General features: G+C 64.7%; 23 protein-coding genes and 1 pseudogene. 10 read left to right on the top strand and 14 right to left on the bottom strand.

Annotation, left to right across the window (positions count from 1 at the left end; translation table 11 throughout):
* Positions 1-28: 28 nt before the first annotated feature.
* The 3 genes from PSm6_RS03300 to purM are packed head-to-tail and all read right to left on the bottom strand — an operon-like array spanning position 29 to position 2,463.
* Positions 29-742 carry a DUF3108 domain-containing protein gene (locus tag PSm6_RS03300; RefSeq protein WP_021221455.1) on the bottom strand — a complete coding sequence of 238 codons (714 nt, stop codon included), beginning with the start codon at positions 740-742 and terminating at the stop codon, positions 29-31.
* 12 nt (positions 743-754) lie between these two features.
* The gene (gene purN / locus PSm6_RS03295) at positions 755-1,405 is read right to left on the bottom strand and encodes a phosphoribosylglycinamide formyltransferase (protein ID WP_043243119.1); all 651 of its coding nucleotides are present in this window, start codon (positions 1,403-1,405) and stop codon (positions 755-757) included.
* Positions 1,405-2,463: a phosphoribosylformylglycinamidine cyclo-ligase gene (gene purM, locus PSm6_RS03290; RefSeq protein WP_021221453.1), complete on the bottom strand. Its 1,059-nt coding sequence runs from the start codon at positions 2,461-2,463 to the stop codon at positions 1,405-1,407. Before purM ends, purN begins: the two co-directional genes overlap by 1 nt.
* Positions 2,464-2,704: 241 nt before the next feature.
* Between purM and PSm6_RS03285 the strand changes: the two genes are divergently transcribed.
* The 3 genes from PSm6_RS03285 to hda are packed head-to-tail and all read left to right on the top strand — an operon-like array spanning position 2,705 to position 5,588.
* On the top strand, positions 2,705-3,748 hold the full coding sequence (locus tag PSm6_RS03285; protein ID WP_265169526.1) for a DUF2066 domain-containing protein: 1,044 nt from the start codon (positions 2,705-2,707) through the stop codon (positions 3,746-3,748).
* A 44-nt stretch (positions 3,749-3,792) separates the two neighbouring features.
* Positions 3,793-4,887: an AI-2E family transporter gene (locus PSm6_RS03280; protein WP_021221451.1), complete on the top strand. Its 1,095-nt coding sequence runs from the start codon at positions 3,793-3,795 to the stop codon at positions 4,885-4,887.
* Entirely contained in the window at positions 4,884-5,588 is a 705-nt protein-coding gene (gene hda / locus PSm6_RS03275; protein WP_021221450.1) for a DnaA regulatory inactivator Hda, read from the top strand. Before PSm6_RS03280 ends, hda begins: the two co-directional genes overlap by 4 nt.
* Positions 5,589-5,628: 40 nt before the next feature.
* Here the strand turns inward: hda and PSm6_RS03270 are convergent, their stop codons facing one another.
* The 3 genes from PSm6_RS03270 to arsC are packed head-to-tail and all read right to left on the bottom strand — an operon-like array spanning position 5,629 to position 6,987.
* Entirely contained in the window at positions 5,629-6,039 is a 411-nt protein-coding gene (locus tag PSm6_RS03270) for a DUF2069 domain-containing protein (protein ID WP_021221449.1), read from the bottom strand.
* A complete protein-coding gene (wrbA, locus tag PSm6_RS03265) occupies positions 6,032-6,637 on the bottom strand; it encodes an NAD(P)H:quinone oxidoreductase (protein ID WP_265169523.1) in 606 nt (201 codons plus the stop codon). The genes PSm6_RS03270 and wrbA overlap by 8 nt, the downstream gene beginning before the upstream one ends.
* The gene (gene arsC / locus PSm6_RS03260) at positions 6,634-6,987 is read right to left on the bottom strand and encodes an arsenate reductase (glutaredoxin) (RefSeq protein WP_021221447.1); all 354 of its coding nucleotides are present in this window, start codon (positions 6,985-6,987) and stop codon (positions 6,634-6,636) included. Before arsC ends, wrbA begins: the two co-directional genes overlap by 4 nt.
* 117 nt (positions 6,988-7,104) lie before the next feature.
* On the opposite strand from arsC, the gene PSm6_RS03255 reads away from it, so the two are divergent.
* Positions 7,105-8,325, top strand: a complete 1,221-nt coding sequence (locus PSm6_RS03255; protein ID WP_021221446.1) for a YihY family inner membrane protein — start codon at positions 7,105-7,107, stop codon at positions 8,323-8,325.
* Positions 8,326-8,493: 168 nt separating this feature from the next.
* Positions 8,494-8,691 (top strand): hypothetical protein, encoded by a 198-nt coding sequence (locus PSm6_RS30330; RefSeq protein WP_021221445.1) that lies wholly within the window; start codon positions 8,494-8,496, stop codon positions 8,689-8,691.
* 59 nt (positions 8,692-8,750) lie between these two features.
* On the opposite strand, the gene PSm6_RS03245 is transcribed toward PSm6_RS30330, so the two are convergent.
* Together PSm6_RS03245 and PSm6_RS03240 are read right to left on the bottom strand one after the other, a co-directional pair.
* Entirely contained in the window at positions 8,751-9,143 is a 393-nt protein-coding gene (locus tag PSm6_RS03245) for a hypothetical protein (protein WP_021221444.1), read from the bottom strand.
* A gap of 126 nt (positions 9,144-9,269) precedes the next feature.
* A complete protein-coding gene (locus PSm6_RS03240; protein WP_021221443.1) occupies positions 9,270-10,679 on the bottom strand; it encodes a PilZ domain-containing protein in 1,410 nt (469 codons plus the stop codon).
* A 30-nt stretch (positions 10,680-10,709) separates the two neighbouring features.
* On the opposite strand from PSm6_RS03240, the gene PSm6_RS03235 reads away from it, so the two are divergent.
* Positions 10,710-11,189, top strand: coding sequence for a TlpA disulfide reductase family protein (locus PSm6_RS03235; protein WP_037022106.1), 480 nt, complete (start codon positions 10,710-10,712; stop codon positions 11,187-11,189).
* 2 nt (positions 11,190-11,191) lie between these two features.
* Positions 11,192-11,467: an acylphosphatase gene (locus tag PSm6_RS03230; protein WP_021221441.1), complete on the top strand. Its 276-nt coding sequence runs from the start codon at positions 11,192-11,194 to the stop codon at positions 11,465-11,467.
* A gap of 1 nt (position 11,468) precedes the next feature.
* Here the strand turns inward: PSm6_RS03230 and PSm6_RS03225 are convergent, their stop codons facing one another.
* From PSm6_RS03225 to PSm6_RS03215, 3 genes are read right to left on the bottom strand one after another with little or no spacing between them, the layout of a single operon-like run.
* Positions 11,469-12,047 carry a lytic transglycosylase domain-containing protein gene (locus PSm6_RS03225; RefSeq protein ID WP_021221440.1) on the bottom strand — a complete coding sequence of 193 codons (579 nt, stop codon included), beginning with the start codon at positions 12,045-12,047 and terminating at the stop codon, positions 11,469-11,471.
* 8 nt (positions 12,048-12,055) lie between these two features.
* On the bottom strand, positions 12,056-13,012 hold the full coding sequence (locus tag PSm6_RS03220; RefSeq protein ID WP_265169521.1) for a hypothetical protein: 957 nt from the start codon (positions 13,010-13,012) through the stop codon (positions 12,056-12,058).
* A 10-nt stretch (positions 13,013-13,022) separates the two neighbouring features.
* Entirely contained in the window at positions 13,023-14,738 is a 1,716-nt protein-coding gene (locus PSm6_RS03215; RefSeq protein ID WP_265169520.1) for a proline--tRNA ligase, read from the bottom strand.
* 115 nt (positions 14,739-14,853) lie between these two features.
* On the opposite strand from PSm6_RS03215, the gene PSm6_RS03210 reads away from it, so the two are divergent.
* Positions 14,854-15,261, top strand: a complete 408-nt coding sequence (locus PSm6_RS03210; RefSeq protein ID WP_265170497.1) for a PaaI family thioesterase — start codon at positions 14,854-14,856, stop codon at positions 15,259-15,261.
* Between the two features lie 119 nt (positions 15,262-15,380).
* On the opposite strand, the gene PSm6_RS03205 is transcribed toward PSm6_RS03210, so the two are convergent.
* A complete protein-coding gene (locus tag PSm6_RS03205) occupies positions 15,381-16,739 on the bottom strand; it encodes an OprD family porin (RefSeq protein ID WP_043243107.1) in 1,359 nt (452 codons plus the stop codon).
* Between the two features lie 815 nt (positions 16,740-17,554).
* Here PSm6_RS03205 and PSm6_RS03200 point away from each other — a divergent pair.
* The gene (locus tag PSm6_RS03200; protein ID WP_265169519.1) at positions 17,555-17,986 is read left to right on the top strand and encodes an HIT family protein; all 432 of its coding nucleotides are present in this window, start codon (positions 17,555-17,557) and stop codon (positions 17,984-17,986) included.
* Positions 17,983-18,192, top strand: a complete 210-nt coding sequence (locus PSm6_RS03195) for a SlyX family protein (protein ID WP_021221434.1) — start codon at positions 17,983-17,985, stop codon at positions 18,190-18,192. The genes PSm6_RS03200 and PSm6_RS03195 overlap by 4 nt, the downstream gene beginning before the upstream one ends.
* A 53-nt stretch (positions 18,193-18,245) precedes the next feature.
* On the opposite strand, the gene PSm6_RS03190 is transcribed toward PSm6_RS03195, so the two are convergent.
* Together PSm6_RS03190 and PSm6_RS30270 are read right to left on the bottom strand one after the other, a co-directional pair.
* The gene (locus PSm6_RS03190; protein WP_164488216.1) at positions 18,246-18,470 is read right to left on the bottom strand and encodes a cold shock domain-containing protein; all 225 of its coding nucleotides are present in this window, start codon (positions 18,468-18,470) and stop codon (positions 18,246-18,248) included.
* Between the two features lie 54 nt (positions 18,471-18,524).
* Positions 18,525-18,848: pseudogene (locus tag PSm6_RS30270) on the bottom strand (cold shock domain-containing protein membrane protein); the annotation flags it as partial.
* Positions 18,849-18,952 lie beyond the last annotated feature (104 nt).

Here is an 18,952-nt window from a genome sequence, read left to right as displayed (position 1 = left end):
GGCCCGGCTTCTCGGCAACGCTGGCGCCTTACTGGGCGCCTTCGACCTTGCGGCCGTCGACCGTGCCGTCCTTGAGCATGATCTGGTATTCCTTGCCGTCCTTCTCCACCTGGTTCAGGCGCACCAGCAGGTAGCCCCAGTCCTTGGCGAACCAGAGGGTGGTCTTGCGGTTGCTCTGGGTGGGATCGCGCACGCGCTCGACCTTGATGGCATCGACCGTGCCGGCCTTGGTCTCGACCTTTTCCTCGCCGAGGACGCGGAAGTCATAGGTCTCGACCTCGTCGCCGTCGATCACCTGGTAGCTCATGCTTTTCTTGCCGGCGGCGACGTCATGCTGCAGCACCAGCTGGTAGGTGGACTTGTCCACCAGGCCACGGTTCAGGGGCACGCGCACCTGGTTGCCGCGATCGCTGCCGATCACCTGCTTCTGGCTCCAGTCGAAGTCCAGCTCGATCTGCTTGCTCTTGCCCAGGCCGCTGCGGTTGAAGCGGTAGGTCTGGGGCAGGAAGGCGTTGTTTTCCAGGCGGAATACGCTCGTTTCGGTCAGGCTGGCCACCAGCATGGAGGCCTCGAAATCCAGCTGCCAGCGGCCATCGTCCAGTTTCTTCAGGCTGCGGCCGGCGGTGCCGCTGATGGGCATCGTCTTCCAGTCGGCGGTGTAGCTGGCCTCGAAGGGTTTCAGCTCGGCCGCGGTGACCGGCAGGGTGAACAGGGCGAGGAGCAACAACAGGGCACGACGCATCGGCAAAATCTCCTAGTTACGCAGTTGCTGCCCGCAGGGGGGCAGCGCTTGGCCATCCAGTAGCGCGCCTTGCTCGCCCAGGCTCAGGCGACCTTCGGCGAACCAGCGCATGGCCAGCGGGTAGATACGGTGTTCCTGCACATGCACCCGTCTGGCCAGGCTTTCCGGTGTGTCATCAGACTCTACCGGGATTACCGCCTGTACGACCAGAGGGCCCCCATCGAGTTCCTCGGTGACGAAGTGCACGCTGCAGCCATGCTCGGCATCACCGGCTTCCAGCGCGCGCTGGTGGGTGTGCAGGCCCTTGTGCAGGGGCAGCAGGGACGGGTGGATATTGAGCAGGCGGCCCTGGTAGTGACGCACGAAACCAGGGGTGAGGATGCGCATGAAACCGGCCAGCAGCACCAGGCGCGGGGCATGGGCGTCGATGGCTGCAACCAGCGCCGCATCGAAGGCCTCGCGGCCTTCGTACTGCGTGTGGTCGAGCACCTGGGTGGCGATCCCCGCCTGGCGGGCGCGCTCCAGCCCGTAGGCATCGGCGCGGTTGGAAATCACCGCGCGGATGCGTGCCGGGCTGTCGGCTGTGGAGCTGCTGTCGATCAGGGCCTGGAGGTTGCTGCCGGAACCGGAGATCAGCACCACCACATCACAGCGGTCGGACATCAGTGGCTTTTCAGGTTGTTCAGGACGACGCGTTCGCTGCCTTCGACGCCAGCGGCGATCTGGCCGATGACCCAGGGTTGCTCGCCAGCGGCGCGCAGGGTTTCCAGGGCCACGTCGACCTGCTCGGGGGCGATGCAGATGACCATGCCGACGCCGCAGTTGAGTACGCGGTGCATCTCGTGCTCATCGACGTTGCCTTTTTCCTGCAGCCAGTCGAACACGGCCGGACGCTGCCAGCTGGCGACGTCGATCACCGCCTGGGCGCCTTCGGGCAGCACGCGCGGGATGTTCTCGGTGAGGCCACCGCCGGTGATGTGGGCCATGGCCTTCACCGCGCCGGTGTCCTTGATCAGCTTGAGCAGCGGCTTGACGTAAATGCGGGTCGGCGCCATCAGCAGGTCGGCCAGGGGCTTGCCATCGAGCTGCACGCTCTCGATGTCGGCGCCGCTGACTTCGATGATCTTGCGGATCAGCGAGTAGCCGTTGGAGTGCGGGCCGGAGGAGGGCAGGGCGATCAGGGTGTCACCGGTGGCGACCTTGGAGCCGTCGATGATTTCGGCCTTTTCCACGACGCCGACGCAGAAGCCGGCCAGGTCGTAGTCTTCGCCTTCGTACATGCCGGGCATCTCGGCGGTCTCGCCGCCCACCAAGGAGCAGCCGGCCAGTTCGCAACCGGCACCGATGCCGGTGACCACGGTGGCGGCCACGTCGACGTTGAGCTTGCCGGTGGCGTAGTAGTCGAGGAAGAACAGCGGCTCGGCGCCGCAGACCACCAGGTCGTTCACGCACATGGCGACCAGGTCCTGGCCGATGCTGTCGTGCTTGTTCAGGTTCAGTGCCAGGCGCAGCTTGGTGCCGACGCCGTCGGTGCCGGAGACCAGCACGGGCTGCTTGTAGCCAGCCGGGATTTCGCAGAGGGCGCCGAAGCCACCCAGGCCGCCCATCACTTCAGGGCGCGCGGTGCGCTTGGCCACGCCTTTGATGCGTTCGACCAGGGCTTCGCCTGCGTCGATGTCCACACCGGCGTCCTTGTAGCTCAGGGAGGGTTGCTTGCTCATAAATCCAGGCCTATAGGGGAAATTCGAGGATCAACCGGCAAGTCTGGCTGCCGGTTTGCGAAGGCGCGCGATTTTATCAGGCTTGGCCAACAGCAGCCATCGGCAGCGGTCGGCGTTGGCGAAAAGCGTTCAAATAAGTGCTCACCCGGCCCCGGCCCGTTGCCCGTGAGGTTGGGCCTGTTTAAGGTATAGCCCTTCGCTCGCGGCCAGCCGCCGCCCAACAGAATGTCGAGAGTCTTCAATGCGCCTGATCGCCCGCCTGCTCATGGTCTGCCTGCCGTTGTCCAGCCTGCCGGCCCTCGCCGAAACGGTCAGCGGCCTCTACCAGGTGCGCGAGCCCGTGGCTTCCCAGCAGCCGGCGGACCGTGACCAGGCCCTGAACCGCGCTCTGGAGGCCCTGGTGATCCGCCTGGCCGGCGATGCCAAGGCGCTGGATAACCCGGCCCTGGCCGAGGCGCGCAAGAACCCGCAGCAACTGATCAGCCAGTTCGGCTACGAGGGCCAGTCCCTGCTGGTGGATTTCGACCCCGTGACCACCGAACGCACCCTGCGTCAGGCCGGTGTACCGCTGTGGGGCGCCAACCGCCCAGTGATCCTCGGCTGGTGGCTGAACCAGAGCAGCGAGGGGGCCAGCCTGGTGGGCGATGCCCAGGAAGCGGCCAAGCCGCTGCGTGATGCCGCCCAGCACCGCGGCCTGCCCCTGCGCCTGCCGCTGGCCGACCTCAGCGAGCAGCTGGTGGCCACCCCGGAAGCGCTCGTGGCGACCGACCCCGAGGCGCTGCGCCCGGCCTCCGAACGTTATTCCGCCGATGCCTTGCTCGCCGTGCTGGCCAGCGAAGCCGATGGCAAGTGGAAGGCGCAATGGCACCTGTGGCTGGGTGACAACCGCGACCAGGGCACCCTGGAAGCTGCCGACCAGGGCGCGCTGGCCGATGCCGTGCTGCTCGCCGTAAGCCAGCGCCTGGCACCGCGTTTCGTGGTGGCGGCGGGTGTCGGCCAGAGCCAGATCCTGGAAGTGAAGGGCGCTGACCTTGCGCGCTACGCCGAACTGTCCCGCGCGCTGGAGCCGTTCGGCGCCCGCCTGGTGCAGGTCGAAGGCGATCTGTTGCGCTACCAGGTCAACGCCAGCAGCGAACAACTGCGTGCCCAGCTGGCACTGAACGGTTTGCAGGAGTCGCCCGGCGAGGCCGCTCCGGTGGATGCCGGTCAGGCTCCGGCCACCCCGGGCGCCGCCCCTGCGCCGCAGGTGCAGCCGCGTGACCCGGTATTGCGATTCCACTGGTGAGGGCCCGGACGGCCACTCCCGCAACTCAAGGCTGAGGATTTCCCATGACCGATTCGCGTCGCTGGCTCTGGCTGGGGGGCGTCCTGCTTCTTGGCTGGCTGCTGTATCAGCTGCACCCCATTCTTTCCCCGTTCCTGGTGGGAATGCTGCTGGCCTACCTGGGCGATCCGCTGGTGGACCGGCTGGAACGCCTGGGCCTGTCGCGCACCTGGGGCGTGGTGGCGGTGTTCACCCTGTTCAGCCTGATCCTCCTGGCGTTGCTGCTGGTCCTCGTGCCCATGCTGGGTCGCCAGTTAGTGCGCCTCTATGAACTGGCGCCGCAGATGCTCGACTGGCTGCAGAACAGCGCGCTGCCCTGGGTCCAGGCCAAGCTGGGGCTGCCCCAGGGCTTCTGGCGTTTCGACAAGCTCAAGGAAGTGATCAGCGGCCACCTCGGCCAGACCACCGATGTGGTCGGCGTGCTGCTGGCCAGCGCCACCGCCTCCGGGCTGGCGCTGGTGGGCTGGATCGGCAACCTGCTGCTGATCCCGGTGGTCGGTTTCTACCTGCTGCGTGACTGGGACCTGATGATGGCCAAGCTGCGCGGCCTGTTGCCACGTAACCGCGAGGGGCTGGTGCTGAAGCTGACGGGCGAATGCCATGAAGTGCTGGGTGCCTTCATTCGCGGCCAGCTGCTGGTGATGTTGGCGCTGGGCGTCATCTACTCCGTCGGGCTCATGGCCATCGGGCTGGACCTCGGCCTGCTGATCGGCCTGCTCGCCGGGCTGGCCAGCATCGTTCCCTACATGGGCTTCGTGGTCGGTTTCGGCTCTGCCGTGGCGGCCGCGCTGTTCCAGTTCGGCGGCTTCGAGCTGTACCCGCTGATCGGCGTCGCGGTGGTGTTCGGCATCGGCCAACTGCTCGAAGGCATGCTGCTGACGCCGCTGCTGGTGGGCGATCGCATCGGCCTACATCCGGTGGCGGTGATCTTCGCCATACTCGCTGGTGGCCAGTTGTTTGGCTTCACCGGCGTGCTACTGGCGCTGCCTGTTGCAGCGGTGATCATGGTTTTGCTGCGTCATGCTCATGATTTATATAAACTTTCCCAACTTTACGGAGAGACCGGCAGCGGTTCCGACGAACCCAGCGATTCGGCATGAAACCCATTCAGCTTCCCCTCGGCATTCGCCTGCGTGACGACGCGACCTTTGCCAACTACTACCCCGGCGCCAACGCCGCGGCGCTCGGCTATGTCGAGCGTCTCTGCGAGGCCGATGCCGGCTGGACCGAAAGCCTGATCTACCTGTGGGGCGGGGAGGGTGTTGGGCGCAGCCACTTGCAGCAGGCAGCGTGCCTGCGCTTCGAGCAGCGTGGCGAGCAGGCGGTCTATCTGCCCCTGGCGGAGCTGGCGCAATACGGGACAGCAATCCTCGACAACCTGGAGCAGTGCGAGCTGGTCTGCCTCGATGACCTCGACGCGGTCGTCGGTCGCGCGGATTGGGAAGAGGCGCTGTTCCACCTGTTCAACCGCCTGCGCGATTCCGGTCGCAAGCTGCTGCTGGCGGCCAACACCGCGCCGCGCGGGTTGCCGGTGAAGCTGCCGGATTTGAAATCACGCCTGACCCTGGCGCTGATCTTCCAGCTGCAGTCGCTGTCCGACGAGGACAAGCTGCGCGCCCTGCAACTGCGCGCCTCGCGCCGTGGCCTGCACCTGACCGACGAGGTCGGGCGTTTCATCCTCACCCGCGGGTCACGCAGCATGAGCGCCCTGTTCGAATTGCTCGAACGTCTCGATCAGGCCTCCCTGCAGGCCCAGCGCAAGCTCACCATTCCCTTCCTCAAGGAAACCCTGGGCTGGTGAGCCCGGCGCGGCCCAAGGCCGCGCCGTTTCGCATCCCCCTTCAGCTTTCCCCGGCCAGCTTGCGGTTGTACTGGAAGCGCCAGCGCGTGTAGAGCAGTGCGGCGCAGAACAGCAGCAGGCTGAGCCCGCCCATCAGCCAGCCAAACAGTGCGCGGTTTGGGTCGGTGGCCGCCAGCACGCCCTGGATGAAGTACAGGTTGATCACGAAGCAGGCCCAGGCATGGGCGCGGGCGTTGCCGAGGACCATGCCCGGCGCCAGCAGCGCCAGCGGCAGCAGCTCGATGCTCAGCACCACCCAGGGGCGGGCGCCGTTGAGCTCGGCGTAGACCAGGGTCCAGACCACCAGCAGCAGGGCCAGGCCGAAGAAGGCGAACAGGCTCAGGGCGCGGCTGATGGCCAGGCGCGGGGCGAGCCAGCTCAGCTCGGGAAGGATCTTGGGTTGCTTAGCCACGGGGTTTCTCCAGGCGGATCGCAGTCGTCGCCAGGCGTTGGCCCAGGGCGCGGCAAAGGGTGATTTCCTGTTCGTCGAGGGCACGTTTGCCGTCGGCACCGGCGTAGTGGCTGGGGCCGTAGGGCGTGCCGCCACCGCTGGTGGAAAGCAGGGCCGGCTCACTGTAGGGCAGGCCAGTGACCAGCATGCCGTGGTGCAGCAGCGGCAGCAGCATGGACAGCAGGGTGCTTTCCTGGCCGCCGTGCAGGCTGGCGGTGGAGGTGAAGACGCCGGCGGGCTTGCCCACCAGGTCACCGCTGAGCCAGAGGCTGCTGGTGCCGTCGAGGAAGTACTTGAGGGCGGCGGCCATGTTGCCGAAGCGGGTCGGGCTGCCGAGGGCCAGGCCGGCGCAATTCTTCATGTCGTCGAGGCTGGCGTAGAGCGGGCCGTCGGCGGGAATGTCGCTGGCGACCGCCTCGCATTCGGTGGAGACGGCGGGCACGGTGCGCAGGCGCGCCTCCATGCCACCCAGTTCCACGCCCCGGGCGATCTGCCGGGCCATCTGCTCGGTGGCGCCATGGCGGCTGTAGTAGAGGACCAGGATGTAGGGCGCGCTCAAGGCAGGATCTCCAGGATCTTCTCCGGCGGGCGGCCGATCACGGCTTTGTCGCCCACCACCAGGATCGGGCGCTCGATCAGCTTGGGGTGAGCGCTCATGGCGGCGACCAGTGCGGCGTCATCGAGGCCGGCGTCGTCCAGGCCGAGGCTCTTGTATTCGTCCTCGCCAGTGCGCAGCAGTTGGCGCGCGCCAATGCCGAGGCGGCTGAGCAGGGTTTCGATTTCGGCGACGCTGGGTGGGGTTTCCAGGTAGCGCACGACATGCGGTACGAGGCCGCGTGCTTCGAGCAGTTCCAGGGCGCCGCGTGATTTCGAGCAGCGGGGATTGTGATACAGCGTCATTTCGGTCATGGCGGGGGTCGCAAGGCCTTGTGGGAGGCGGCTATTCTAACCGCGTCCGGGCGCAGGTCTGAACCTTGCGTGTCGAGTCGGCCAGCGGACAGGGCACCCAGCAACTAAGGAGATGGAATGCGCCAACGCATCAAAGACGTGGAAGAGTTCTGGCGCTTCCTGTTGCATCGCTTTCTCAGTGATCACGGCATGAACAGCGCAGCCGCGCTGACCTACACCAGCCTGTTCGCGGTGGTGCCCATCATGACCGTGACCTTCACCATGCTCTCGGCCATTCCGGCCTTCCAGGGCATGGGCGAGCAGATCCAGCGTTTCATCTTCCATAACTTCGTGCCGTCGAGCGGCGAGGCGGTGCAGGAGTACCTGCAAGGCTTCACCCTGCAGGCCCGGCACCTGACCTGGGTGGGCGTGGCGCTGCTGGCGGTGACCGCCTTCACCATGCTGGTGACCATCGAGAAGGCGTTCAACACCATCTGGCGGGTGCGCCAGCCGCGCCGGGGCGTTTCCAGCTTCCTGCTGTACTGGGCGATCCTCAGCCTGGGGCCGCTGCTGCTGGGCACGGGCTTCGCGGTGAGCACCTACATCACCTCGCTGTCGCTGCTTTCCAGCCTCAACGAGATTGCCGGTACCCGCATCCTGCTGGGCTTCACGCCGCTGCTGTTCAACGTGGCGGCCTTCACCTTGCTGTATGCGGCGGTGCCCAATGCCCGGGTGCCGATCCGCCATGCGCTGATCGGTGGCGCCTTCACGGCCCTGCTGTTCGAGTCCGCCAAGGCGCTGTTCGGGCTCTACGTGAGCTTCTTCCCGGGCTACCAACTGATCTACGGCGCCTTCGCCACCGTGCCGTTGTTCCTGCTGTGGGTCTATGTGTCCTGGGTGATCGTGCTCTTCGGTGCGGAACTGGTGTGCAACCTGTCCGGTTCGCGTCACTGGCGGCGCCGGCAGATGCCGCGCCTGCTGTCCCTGATGGGCATCCTGCGGGTGATGCATGACCGCCAGATCCGCGGCCTGCCGGCACGGCACCTGGATGTGCAGCGTGCCGGTTGGCTGCTGCCGGAGGACGAGTGGCTGGAGTTCATGGAACTGCTCGAAGGTCAGCACCTGGCCTGCCGGGTGGGTGGGGGCTCCTGGGTGCTTTCCCGTGACCTGAACAACTACAGCCTGCATCAGTTGCTCAGCCACTGTCCCTGGCCGTTGCCGCGCCCGGCGCAACTGCCGGAGCACCTCGACGAAGCCTGGTACCCGCCGCTGAAGGCTGCCCTGGAGGCCTTGCAGCAGGAGCAGCAGGCGCTGTTCGACGGCAGCCTGGCGGGCTGGTTGCGGCCTGCATCGGAGTGACAAAAAAGGGCAGTTTGCGGCATATTGCCAGCTGCCATTTCCGCCTCCACCTGGCGCCAGAGCCAGAAAGCGCGGGGAGGTGGAAAATGGCACGTTTCTGGCAATCTCAGGGAGAGTTTGCTGTCACTCTGCCATTAGGCAGGGATAAGCCAAGGAAAGAAGTGTTCTATGAGTAAGGCCAAGGGCAAAGTTGTCCATCTCCATGAGCGTGATCCGCAGGAGGCGCTTGAGCGCCTGAACCGGATCACAGGCCTGCAGTTCTCGCAATGGCCCGAATCCCTGGTTCCCCCCGCGCCCGTACCCGAAGCCCGTCGGGAAGAGGACCAGGAGCCGCCAACCCCCAGCAATGGCGCTGCTCGCGCCTGAGTGAAAATGAAAAACCCCGCGACAGGCGCGGGGTTTTCGTTTTCAGCCCTTGTGGCCGATCAGGCGAGCGCCTGGCGGCTGTCCGCTCCGGCCTGCTCGACGGCCTGGACGAAGAGTTCTTCCACCAGCAGGCCTTGCACGGTGACCGCCGATTTGAGGCGCACCTGCATGTCTTCGATCTTGTGCTTCACGGGCATGCGGGCGATGCCCGAGAGCAGGATCTTGCCGTGGGCGTTGACCTTGCCGTGGTCCACCGCGACTTCGCGACGGATTTCGCCATCGCGGTAGCTGACCAGCAGCGATACCGGCAGGGTGGCTAGGCCAGGCAACTGCAGCCAGGCGGCGATATTGAATTCGGCGACCCGGCCCTCGTAGGGGGTCACGATCGGGCGTGCCGCCTCGACGATGCGGGACGGCACGGGGCCGATCAGCTTGTCTTGATTCTGGGACATTAGGGGGGTTTCCAGGCTGATAGCGGAACGTTCGTACGGTTAGTGCGGGGAATTATAGGGAGGGTGCCCGGATGAAACTGTGCGCTTCGCCGATGAGCGGCGTGACCCGTCTCGCACTTTCGCCGATCAGGCCATTTTCAGCGGATAGCGCGCGACCATGGCGGTGCTGAGGTTGGGCTCGGGCAGCGGCAGGATGGCCTGGTTGTGCACGCTGGCGAGCTGCAGCCATAGGTGTTCGCCCCCCACGAACTGATCCTTGGGCAGCCACAGGCCGTGATGCCAGCCATTGCCGGGGGCCGGGGTGCTTTGCAGCACGCCGGGGTGGGTCTGCGAGTTGGGGGCCCGGCGCAGCCAGACCGGCCGTGGCAGGCCCTTGAGGTAGCGCAGGCCGAGATGCAGGCCTTCCTGGTTGGTGTGCCGCCAGCGCACCAGTGCCAGGGTCGGCGTGCCACTGTTGAGCAGCAGGGTCAGTTGGCCTACCGGCAGTTGCGCGCCCTGGTCGGCGTGGCACAGCAGCCGGGCGCCACCGGCACTGGAGTCGAGCATCTGCGCATCCAGGCTGGCCGGGCGTTGCGCCAGCAACTGGGCGTGGATGGCGGGCAGGCCCACCACCATGCTGCAGGAGCCTTCGTATTCGGTACGCGGATGACGTCGCTGCTGGCGGCCCAGCCAGTTCTGCCGCACACGCTCGAGCAGTTCGTGCTCGGCGCTGCTTTGCAGGGGCGCGGGTTCATGCAGGGCGATCAGCAGGGGGCCCAGTTCCAGGCGACGCAGGTAGGGGCCGGCGATGATGCTGTCGAGGCGGTCCTGGGGCACATAGGGTTGCGCCTCGGTGAGGTCGATCGTCGCACCGTCGCTATCGTCTTCCTGATCCCAGGGCAGCAGGTGCGCCAGGCCGGCCAGGGGCGCAAGGGCGCCGAACAGCAGCGTGCATTCGCCTTCGGTGAGGTGGAAGGGGTTGCTCAGGGCCAGCAGCAGCACCTGCTGGTAGAGGCCGCGCAGGGTGCTGGCGGGCACCGGGCGGAAGGCCGCGGCGACCGGCTCGTCCAGGCACTCCTGGTGCTCGCCGATCCAGTACAGCAGGTGGCTGTCGCGCCACAGCGAGCCGGGCGGCTCCTGGTAGTGCTGGTAGTGGCGCATCAGCGTCTGCGCGATGAAATGCTGGGCCATGTACAGGCACCATGCCAGGTGCGGTCGGGAAGGCTGGCGACCCTGGAGTATCTGCAGCAGCAGCCGCTTGAAGCCGGCGGCCAGTTCGCTGCACAGGCGCAGGAACAGCATCGGCGGCAGGGCGCCCTGTTCATAGGCCGTGGCGTAGTGGCGGTATTCCTCGCTGAAGCTTTGCAGCGCCCGTTGCCTTTCGAGTAAGGTCACCGCACTCCGGTTCAGTCGGAACAATCGCCCGAGCACCTCCTGCAGCGCGCCATCCTGGGGCTGCAGGCGCGCTTCGGCGAGGAACTGGTTCAGGCCCGCCAGGATAGGGGTGTCCTCTTCGAGGATGTCCGGCACTTCCAGGCACAGGGCATCCAGCGTCATATCAACCCTGCGTACACGAGGATCGATTGCATGGGATCACGACTCCAGGCTGTTTTCGGGGCGCTCATTCTCATGGGTGCCGGGCTGTTGCTGGGAGGTTGTTCGGATGACGTCGGCCTCGATCAGCATGGACAGAAGGTAGCGACTGACGGCCTCGAAAACCAGTGGTTGGTGATTAATTACTGGGCGGAGTGGTGCGGGCCCTGTCGTACCGAGATTCCCGAGCTCAACGCCCTGGCCGGGCAGCTCAAGGGCGGCGGCGTGCGCGTGCTGGGCGTCAACTTCGACGGCCTGCAGGGGGCCGAGCTGGAAAAAGCTGCCCAGCAGATGGGCATCGACTTCACCGTGCTCGCCCAGGACCCGGCCGAGCGCTACAAATTGCCACGCAGCGAAGCGCTGCCGGTGACCTATATCATCGACCCCCAGGGCCAGGTGCGTGAGCGCCTGATGGGCGAACAGACCGCTGCCGGGCTTTCCGGGCACCTGACCAGACTGAAGGAAGGAAAGTAAGCATGGCGCGCATCTGCCTGCACGGTTATGTCAGCGGCAAGGTCCAGGGCGTGTGTTTCCGCCAGTCGACCCAGGAGGAGGCGGACCGCCTCGATCTGGACGGTTGGGTGCGTAACCTTGCGGATGGTCGCGTCGAGGTGCTGTTCGAAGGCGAGGAGGGCGCGGTTCGCGAGCTCGCCGACTGGCTCGAGCAAGGCCCGAGCGTGGCGAAGGTCGACACGGTGGAGCTGACGGAGCAGCCCTTGCAGGGCATCGCCGGGTTTATCGTGCGGCGCTAGGTCAGGGGCGCACGTACCAGATGTCCTGCCAGAGCCCGACCACCTTGGCCGGGTACCAGTTCTCGCCGAGGCTGCCGTTGTAGCGGGCCAGAGCCCGGTTGATATCGCCCCGTTCCTTCTTCAGGTAGTAGCTGAGAATGGTGCAGCCGTAGCGCAGGTTGGTGGCGTTGTCGGTGAGGTTGTCCTGAGGGCGGCCCAGTTCGGCTTTCCAGAAGGGCATCACCTGCATCATTCCCTGCGCGCCTACGGATGAGATGGCGAAGCGATCGAAGCGGCTTTCAGCATGGATCAGCGCCAGCACCAGGTCAGGCCTGAGCCCGGCCTTGCTGGCTTCGTGGTGCACCAGCCTGAGCAGGTCGAGGCGCTGCGCCGGGTCGGGCACATAGCGTTTCAGGCGGGTGGACATGTCGAGCAGCCAGACTTCGGCGTCGAAGCGGTCGCCGAAGCTATCGGCCTCGGCCACCGTGTGCTGCAGCAGTTCCCGCAGCTCGGGTTCCGGCGCCTGGCGCAGATTGCCGGAGGCGGGCAGGGCCAGCGCCAGCAGGCCGCTCAGGAGCAGGGTTCGCCAGGGCGCGGGCACGGAGTGGCTCAGTCGCTTTCGCCAGGATCGGCTGCCAGGCGGCCGGCGTCCTTCATCAGCGCCTTGAGGAATTCCTGCTGCAGCTCGGGATCATTGCGGGTCAGTTCGATCAGGCTTTGTTCGAGCTCGCTGGCTTCCTCTTCCAGGCCCAGCTCGGACAGGCGTTTGACCCGGTGCACCCATTGCGGCACCTCGTCGTCTTCCAGGTCTTCGAAGATTAGCGCATGGGCTTCCTGCAGCTTGCTGCGCAGGCTGCGGCTGACCATCAGCGTGGCTTCGGCGCGGGTGGTGTCCAGCGGGTCTTCGACGCTGAGCAGGAGCTTGCCGATGCGGCTGGTGTCCTGTTCGGCGAAGGGGCCGTCGAGCAGGTTCAGGCGCAGCACGCCGTGGCGGTCGGTGAGCAGTTCATTGCTCTGCTTACCGGCGGTCACCAGTACCGGGCGCTCGGCCCAGGGCAGGCTGGAGTATTCGACGCGCTTGTCGCGCTGCTGCTCGTCGAGGCTGGCCAGGTTCTGCTCGGAGCGGCCATTGGACTCGACGTTCATGAAGGGGTTGAGCCCGGCAAAGCCGTAGCTGATCCAGTCCTTGGTAGCGGTATCGGGCAGGCTGCCGAGAAGCACCACGTTGAGTACGTTGGCGCCGACGCCGGCCACTACCGCTACTGCGCCCAGCGGCACTTCATAGAGTTCGCGCCAGGGTTGGTAGGGCGTGTAGCGGTCGTAGCGGCGGGTGACCTCGAACTCGGTCACCTCGAAGGTCTTCTGCTCGTTCACGCGCACGCGGCGCTGTGGCAGTTCCAGCACGCGGGGCTCGCCGACGTCGATCTGCAGCTCATGGTTGAGCAGCTTGCGCTCGACGCGCTCCTCGTGTTCCGCCCGCTGGGGCAGGTGGTTGGCGCAGCCGCTGAGGAAGAGGGCGCCGCCAAGGGCGGCGCTGGTGAGGCGGATGGAACTACGCTTGAACATTTCTTCTCGATCAGCGACGGACGCGGGCTGTGATATAGGACAGAACCTCGTCGACGGCGACAGCCTGGCTGTCGGTCTCGCGGCGGTTCTTGTATTCCAGGTTGCCTTCGGCCAGGCCGCGCTCGCTCACCACGATGCGGTGGGGGATGCCGATCAGTTCCATGTCGGCGAACTTCACGCCGGGGCTGGTCTTCTTGTCACGGTCGTCCAGCAGCACCTCGATACCGGCGGCAGTGAGCTCGGCGTAGAGCTTGTCGGTGGCTTCCTTGACGGCGGGCGTTTCGTACTTGAGCGGTACCAGGGCGACCTGGAAGGGCGCCAGGGCGTCCGGCCAGAGGATGCCGCGCTCGTCGTAGCTCTGCTCGATGGCGGCGGCGACCACGCGGGATACGCCGATGCCGTAGCAGCCCATGATCAGGGTGACGGGTTTGCCGTTCTCGCCCAGTACGCTGAGGTTCATCGCTTCGCTGTACTTGGTGCCGAGCTGGAAGATATGACCCACTTCTATGCCGCGCTTGATCACCAGGGTGCCTTTGCCGTCGGGGCTCGGGTCGCCGGCGACGACGTTGCGCAGGTCGGCGATTTCCGGCAGGGCCAGGTCGCGTTCCCAGTTGACGCCGAAGTAGTGCTTGTCATCGATGTTGGCGCCGATGGCGAAGTCGCTCATCAAGGCCACGGAACGGTCGATGATGCAGGGCATGGGCAGGTTCAGCGGGCCCAGGGAGCCGGCGCCGGCACCGATGGCGGCACGCAGTTCCTCTTCGCTGGCGAAAACCAGGGGGCTGGCGACCAGGGCCTGGTTGGCAGCCTTGATCTCGTTCAGCTCGTGGTCGCCACGGACGATCAGGGCGACCAGGGTGCCTTCTTCGGCGCCGTGCACGACCAGGGTCTTGATGGTCTTCTCGATGGCCAGGCCGAAGTTCTCGACCAGGGCGGCGATGGTCTTGGTGTCGGGGGTGTCCACCAGGCGCAGTTCCTCGGTGGCGGCGCCACGGGAGGTTTCGCGCGGTACGGCTTCGGCCTTCTCGATGTTGGCCGCGTAGTCGGAGCTGTCGCTGAAGACGATGTCGTCCTCGCCCGAGTCGGCGAGCACGTGGAATTCATGGGAGCCGCTGCCACCGATGGAGCCGTTGTCGGCCTGCACGGGGCGGAAGTTCAGGCCCAGGCGGGTGAACACCTTGCAGTAGGCGCCGTACATGACGTCGTAGGTGTCCTGCAGGGATTCCTGGGAGGCGTGGAAGGAGTAGGCGTCCTTCATGATGAATTCGCGGCCGCGCATCAGGCCGAAGCGCGGACGGATCTCGTCGCGGAACTTGGTCTGCACCTGATACATGTTGATGGGCAGCTGGCGGTAGCTGTTCAGCTCGTTGCGCGCGAGGTCGGTGATGACCTCCTCGTGGGTCGGGCCGACGCAGAATTCGCGACCATGGCGGTCCTTCAGGCGCAGCAACTCGGGGCCGTACTGTTCCCAGCGGCCGGATTCCTGCCAGAGTTCGGCGGGCTGGATGGCCGGCATCAGCACTTCGAGGGCGCCTGCGGCGTTCATCTCCTCGCGCACCACGGCTTCGGCCTTGCGCAGCGCGCGCAGCCCCATCGGCAACCAGGTGTAGAGACCGGAAGCCAGCTTGCGGATCATGCCCGCGCGCAGCAGCAGCTGATGACTGATCACCACCGCGTCGGTGGGGGTTTCCTTCAGGGTGGAGAGCAGGTACTGACTGGTACGCATGTTTGGCCGTTTCGTCGGTTGCGATGGGTTTTATAGGCTCGGCATTGTACGGCGCTCGTTGGGGCGCGTACAGGTTGCGGCCCGGTAATCGGCAAGGGGAGAGGTGATGGGCGGTTTGAGTGCAAAACAGGTGGAGGCGCTGATCCGCCAGGGCGTACCCATGGCCGAGGACATCGACCTGCGCGTCGAGCGCCTCGACGAAGCGGGTGCACTGGCGCGGGTCCCCTTCCAGCCCAAATTGGTGCGGCCGGGCGGCACCCTGTCCGGCCCGACCATCATGGCGCTGGCTGATGCGGCGATGTATGCAGTCGTGCTCGGCCGGTTGGGGCGGGTGGAGATGGCGGTGACCAGTAACCTCAACATCAACTTCCTGGCGCGACCACAGGCTGTGGATCTGCTCGCCGATGCGCGGATACTCAGGTTGAGCAGAAGGCAGGCGGTGTGCGAAGTGTCGTTGTATTCACAAGGCGGGGAAGATGAGCTGGTGGCACATGTAACGGGGACTTATGCATTGCCAATCTGACTGAGGCGACAACTTTTATTTGGTAATAACAATCAACTCCGTATGTATAGGCATCTATATAAAGAAAGAGCCCGGCATAAGCCGGGCTCTTTTGTATCGAAGTAACAGCTGGGCCTGTGTTACAGGATGTCCAGCGGGTACTCGGTGATGACGCGAACTTCGTCCACAGCGCTGCTGCCGCTAGAGTAGAAGCCGCCCATGTCGTTGTTGGCTCGCCAGGTGGAGTGACGGATGCGGACAGAAAGATCCTTGGCCGGGCCGTCCTGGACTACGTACTTGGCTTCCAAGTTGCGTTCCCACTCTTTGCCGTCTTCACCGAACGCACCAGCGTAGGCGCCATTCGGATCGGCTTTGGTGCCGTCTGCATCGGAACCGGTGATGTAGCGAGCCATGAAGCTCAGGCCCGGAACGCCAAGGGTGGCCATGTTCAGGTCATAGCGCAGTTGCCAGGACTTCTCGCCCGGGGCGTTGAAGTCGGAGTACTGCACGGAGTTGGCCAGGAAGATGGAGTCGCCAGAGTTGCCGCCATCCATGCCGATGTAATCGAACGGCTCGTCGCCATTAACGCGCTGGTGAGCAAGGGTCAGCTTGTGAGCGCCGATCGAGTAAGAGGCTGCGAGGGAGAATGCAGTGTTCTCGATCTCGCCAGCTTTCGACTGGCCTTCGTCGAGGGTGCGGTAGATGTTGAAGTCGAAGCCCAGAGCCTGGTCATCAGACAGGGGGATGCTGTAGTTGGCGTTGGCGTAGTACTGGCGATAGATATCTTCCAGCTCTGCACCGTAAAGGCTAACGGACAGCTGATCAGAGATTGCGTAAGTGCCACCTACGTAATCCGCGCTCTTAGCGTCGATTGCGCCACCATAAGCCAGGGTGATGTCGCCGTCTTTGTTGGTAGACAGGCTGCCGTCACGAATCGAGGTGAAGTGGCCGGCGTCGAGGGTCAGGCCTTCGAGCTCGCTGCTGAGGATCTGGAAGCCTTCAGCGGAGCCGGGGAACAGGCGAGCCGTGCCAGTAGCAAAAACTGGAGCAGTCGGAATCAGGTTGCCGTATTTCAGTTCGGTGTTGGATACGCGAACTTTTACAGCACCGCCAGCGTAGGAGTAATCGTCTTGAGCCTTGCCGTCGCTGCCGATCGGCATCAGGCCGGTACCGGAGGTGCCACCCCCGCTGTTGAGCTTGATGCCCAGCGCGCCGTGAGCATCGACGCCGAAGCCGACGGTACCTTGGGTATAACCCGACTGGTAGTTGGCGAGGATGCCGTGGGCCCACTCGTTACGGTAGTTCTGATTGGTAGCACTGCCGCCGTTGTTTACGCCATTGTTGCGGAAGTCGCGGTAGAAGGCGTAGTTCTTGTTCAGAACGGACAGCTTGCTGTCTTCAACGAAGCCCTTGGATTCGTCCTGGGCGCTGGCGAATGCCAGTTGGGTGGTACCGGCGGTCACGGCCAGGGCCAGTGCGCTCCACTTCATCACTTGCATTGTGATTGCTCCTTTGGTTTTTGAAGATTCTCGCCGCTTTCTTATATGTTGAAGGCGGTTCTTTCTTTTTGTGTCGGCGCTAACTTATAGCACGACGTCTATGTTGGCGATAGTTCAACTCTATTCCTTACGAATTCTTCACGGCCATGTCGCAAATTCAGTGTGAGCATGTCGCATATTCGTAGTTTTCGCCTTGCAATCCCTTCGTTTCGTATTTTTATGCGGTCTGGGCGGGCACTTAGCACAACTAAGCCTGCACTTCCGTCCTACATTCACTGCACGCTGCTGATGGCTGTTTGACAGCCTGTTGCCGGCACTTCGAAGGCGGGGTACGGGCACTTGCGGGTGCCTGCTACGACCTTGTTCCCTCTAAAGCAACAAGCGTGCTCAAAGTGGGTCCTCTGCCTGGAAATTTTGCCGCAGTGTGGCGGATGGCTCGTTCGGGGCGGGCCGGTGTTGCCCGGCGGCTCTGCCGTGCAGCCTGTCAGCCTGGGGGATGGCGGGTGTTCTCATGCTTTCCGGGGGTTGCGGTGTGGCGTTGGCTTCGCTAGGGCCATGCCCCGTGATGGGGCGAGTGTGGCGTGGGGTAACGGTCTTTGACTCTGTGTGCGATTTTGGTGCGTTGCGGTAACCGCTGCGCACTTTCAGGACGCAGGGCGCCAGCATGCGTGCGCCTCCTTATATAGAAGGGCTTACGGTTCCGCCGGAATCTTTCCTTGGGTATCCTGCGCGCCGTTTCCTGTCTCGCGCTGTTTTGTCTGTCGCCGGGGCGGGATTAAGCTTGGGTTACACCCGGAAGAACAGGAGAGGTCGTTATGTTCGCCCTGGATCAGAGACTGCAGCAGGATTGCCTGCAGGTCGGAGATTTCCCACTGTGCCGTCTGCTACTGATGAATGACGTGCACTACCCCTGGTTCATTCTCGTGCCCCGTCGTGAGGACGTCAGCGAGCTGTTCCAGCTCGATGCTGATGACCAACTGCGCCTGTGGAGCGAAACCACTCGCTTGGCGGAGGTGCTCAAGGACAACTTCGGCGCCGACAAGATGAACGTCGCCACCCTGGGCAACGTGGTCAGCCAACTGCATATGCATGTGATCGCGCGTCGTCGTGAAGATGCTGCCTGGCCCGCTCCGGTGTGGGGGCGGCATCCAGCGCAGCCCTATACGGCGGAGCAAGTCGACGAGGTGATGGCCAAGCTGCGCCTGGTGCTTACCGATGATTTCCGTTTCGCTGAGGTTCAGCCATGAGCCTTGAGGAGCGCATCAACGAACTGGAAACCCGCCTGGCGTTCCAGGACGACACCATCCAGGCGCTCAACGATGTGCTGGTCATGCAGCAGCGGGTCGTGGAGCGTTTGCAGCTGCAACTGGCTGCCTTGGCCAAGCGCCAGGAGGAACTGATCGGGCAGTTTGGTGGCGGTGGTGATGACGACGTGCCGCCCCCCCACTATTGAATCGAGTGAATGAAAAAGCCCGCCATCTGGCGGGCTTTTCTTTGGTGGCTGGCTTAGCGGCGGCCAGGCAGTGCGGCGATAACGTCTTCGGCTTGCAGGCCCTTGTCGCGTTGCATGACGGAGAACTCGACGCGCTGCCCTTCGATCAGGACGCGGTGGCCTTCGCCGCGGATGGCGCGGAAGTGCACGAAGATGTCATCGCCCGAGTCGCGGGAGATGAAGCCGAAGCCCTTGGAGGTGTTGAACCACTTGACCGTGCCGGTCTCGCGGTTGGACATGTCCTGGGGCAGGGGGACGGCCTGGGTGACCTTGCGCAGGTTGATCGCCAGGTGAAGCAGCACGGCGGCGATGGCGGTCAGCAGGCTGAGGAGGATGGCCGGCTGGTTGCCGATGGTGGACAGCGGCGCGAGCAGGTTCAGGGTCTGCAGGACCACGGCCAGGACCAGCAGGGCGGAGACGACGCCTTGCAATTGGTTGCGCAGGCCCTTGGCCCAGGCCGGTACGACGGGCGCGAGCAGCAGGTTGAGCAGGCCGAGCAGTGCCAGATAAAGGGCATCGGGTTGTTGCAGGTAGGGCAGGGCGTCGGTGCGCAGGCTAGGGACGAAGGACAACAGGAGCGCAGCAGCGCCCGTCAGCAGATGGACGATCTTCAACATATTCAATGGACTCACCTTGATAACGCTCGCGTCGGAAGGACCATCCGGGCAGCGGTTCCGGTTTACGGAAGGCTGATCTGGGGGTCGTTTCCGGGCCTCGGCAA

It is taken from the genome of Pseudomonas solani, assembly GCF_026072635.1.
Taxonomy (GTDB): Bacteria; Pseudomonadota; Gammaproteobacteria; order Pseudomonadales; family Pseudomonadaceae; genus Metapseudomonas; species Metapseudomonas solani.
The sequence above is the reverse complement of the archived record's forward strand: the minus strand, read 5'-3'. Positions and strand labels throughout refer to the sequence as shown.